A 2,270-nucleotide genomic window follows, 5' to 3' on the forward strand; every position below is an offset into this window, starting at 1 on the left:
AACATACCTACAACTCGCATTGCATCAGGAGATGCAATAACAACGTCAAAGTTCATTACGCCCTTCTTAACTTGCTCAGCTAAGTCTTCCATGCCAACAATATCAGCACCGGCAGCTTTAGCCGCTTCTGCATTAGCACCCTGAGTAAATACTGCAACGCGAACCGTACGACCAGTACCGTGTGGCAGTACAGTTGCACCACGAACGTTTTGATCAGATTTACGAGCGTCAATACCCAGGTTTACTGCAACGTCAACGCTCTCAACGAACTTGCCGGCAGTTAATTCTTTTAACAAAGCAACCGCTTCGTTGATGTCATATTCGCGAGTTACATCTACTTTAGAGCGGATTAACTTAGCGCGTTTTGATAATTTAGCCATTGATTAGCCCTCCACCACTAAGCCCATTGAACGAGCAGTACCTTCGATGGTACGCACCGCAGCAGCATGATCTGCAGCTGTTAAATCAGGTTGTTTGATCTTTACGATCTCATCAATCTGAGCAGCTGAAACCTTACCAACTTTCTGGGTATTCGGACGACCTGAACCGCTCTTTAGTGCCGCTGCTTTTAACAGCAGGAATGACGCTGGCGGGGTACGGGTTTCGAATGTGAATGAGCGATCGCTGTATACAGTAATGACTACTGGGATCGGCATACCTTTATCAAGGCTTTCAGTGCGGGCGTTAAAACCTTTACAGAACTCCATGATGTTAACACCGTGTTGACCCAATGCTGGACCAACTGGCGGCGACGGGTTTGCCATACCGGCTTTAACCTGCAGCTTAATAAGTGCTGTGACTTTCTTTGCCATGTTTCACCTCTGTTATAGGGTCGTAGCCTTGTAAATGCGAGGACACTTACTCAAACGGCTCCCCTGACGATAAAAAGGGCGCAGATTATATTTTAATCAGCGCCCCGTTACAACCAATATGTTTACGCTTTTTCTACCTGGCCAAATTCCAGCTCTACCGGGGTAGCGCGGCCAAATATTAATACCGACACTTTTACGCGGCTTTTTTCGTAATCAACTTCTTCAACTACGCCGTTAAAGTCAGCAAACGGACCTTCGGTAACCCGAACCACTTCACCTGCTTCAAACAAGGTTTTTGGCTTCGGTTTATCAGCGTTATCTTGTAATCGATTAAGGATAGTCATCGCTTCTTTTTCAGAAATAGGTGCCGGGCGATCGGAGGTGCCACCGATAAAACCAAGAACGCGAGGGACACTTTTTACTAAGTGCCAGGCTTCTTCGCACATTTCCATTTGTACCAGTACATAACCCGGAAAGAATTTGCGCTCAGATTTACGTTTCTGGCCAGCACGCATTTCAATCACTTCTTCCGTTGGCACTAATACTTCACCAAACTTTTCTTCCATCTCGTTTAGTTTGATGTATTCCCGTAAAGATGTGGCAACGCGTTGCTCAAATCCTGAAAACGCTTGTACAACATACCAACGCATTTTTTCAGCCATGCTTTAGATCCCCAATCCGGTAAAGAAAGAAACAACTCGTAATAAAATGGCATCCAGGCCCCATAGCAACAAGCCCATGATAATAGTCGCTATTATTACTACCAGAGTAGTTTGCATTGTTTCCTGGCGGGTGGGCCATACTACTTTGCGGATTTCAGAACGAGACTCTTTGGCGAAATTTATAAAGGTACGGCCTTTATGGGTCTGGCCAGCAACCACACCCGCAACAATAACCAGCACAACAATTGCTATCGCACGCTCTAACGCACCCAGTTCGAATATGTAGTTGCCGGCTACTGCCAAAGACAGGATAACAAATACTAATAACCATTTAACCAGATCAAGCCCGCTTTTTGGATTTTCGCTCGCAACGCTCATGCTCTAACTCACTTCATTTTGGCGTGTATCATGCCACTCGTTATTAACTAATATGGTACAGCGCTTTTTCAGCTGCTACCTTAAATTTGGCAGGGGCAGAGGGATTCGAACCCCCAACCATCGGTTTTGGAGACCGCTGTTCTACCAATTGGAACTATGCCCCTTCAGTCTTTAAAATGGCCGGAAACTACCCAGCCATCAAATAGCCGCTCATTATACTGTCTTAGCGTGCTAAAACAAGCTTACCGTATCGTATTGCGCTATTTTTAAGACTAAAAACAAAAAAGGCTCCACAGGGGAGCCTTCTTTACATCACTGCTAACTCAATCTGAATTAAGCGATGATTTTAGATACTACACCAGCACCTACTGTACGGCCGCCTTCACGGATTGCGAAGCGTAAACCTTCGTCCATCGCG

The 2,270-nt window shown here is 45.7% G+C and carries 3 protein-coding genes, 1 tRNA gene and 2 pseudogenes; all 6 read right to left on the bottom strand.

All coding sequences use genetic code 11. The features are described 5' to 3' along the window. A pseudogene (gene rplA, locus ABY802_RS16690) lies at positions 1-380 on the bottom strand (50S ribosomal protein L1); the annotation flags it as partial. 3 nt (positions 381-383) lie between these two features. Beyond that, on the bottom strand, positions 384-812 hold the full coding sequence (gene rplK / locus ABY802_RS16695; RefSeq protein ID WP_372628246.1) for a 50S ribosomal protein L11: 429 nt from the start codon (positions 810-812) through the stop codon (positions 384-386). Between the two features lie 122 nt (positions 813-934). Next, positions 935-1,462, bottom strand: a complete 528-nt coding sequence (gene nusG / locus ABY802_RS16700) for a transcription termination/antitermination protein NusG (RefSeq protein ID WP_097113097.1) — start codon at positions 1,460-1,462, stop codon at positions 935-937. 15 nt (positions 1,463-1,477) lie between these two features. After that, positions 1,478-1,852 carry a preprotein translocase subunit SecE gene (secE, locus tag ABY802_RS16705; protein ID WP_372628247.1) on the bottom strand — a complete coding sequence of 125 codons (375 nt, stop codon included), beginning with the start codon at positions 1,850-1,852 and terminating at the stop codon, positions 1,478-1,480. Between the two features lie 87 nt (positions 1,853-1,939). Continuing rightward, positions 1,940-2,016 (bottom strand) — tRNA-Trp (locus tag ABY802_RS16710). Between the two features lie 169 nt (positions 2,017-2,185). Next, positions 2,186-2,270 (bottom strand): annotated as a pseudogene (locus ABY802_RS16715) (elongation factor Tu); the annotation flags it as partial.

This window comes from Arsukibacterium sp., assembly GCF_041616895.1.
In the GTDB taxonomy this organism is placed as follows: Bacteria; Pseudomonadota; Gammaproteobacteria; order Enterobacterales; family Alteromonadaceae; genus Alishewanella.

What these genes read in the sequence shown, in the direction of transcription:
- secE (WP_372628247.1), bottom strand. Translation starts at nt 1,852, where the DNA reads ATGAGCGTTGCGAGCGAAAATCCAAAAAGCGGGCTTGATCTGGTTAAA.
- nusG (WP_097113097.1), bottom strand. Translation starts at nt 1,462, where the DNA reads ATGCGTTGGTATGTTGTACAAGCGTTTTCAGGATTTGAGCAACGCGTT.
- rplK (WP_372628246.1), bottom strand. Translation starts at nt 812, where the DNA reads ATGGCAAAGAAAGTCACAGCACTTATTAAGCTGCAGGTTAAAGCCGGT.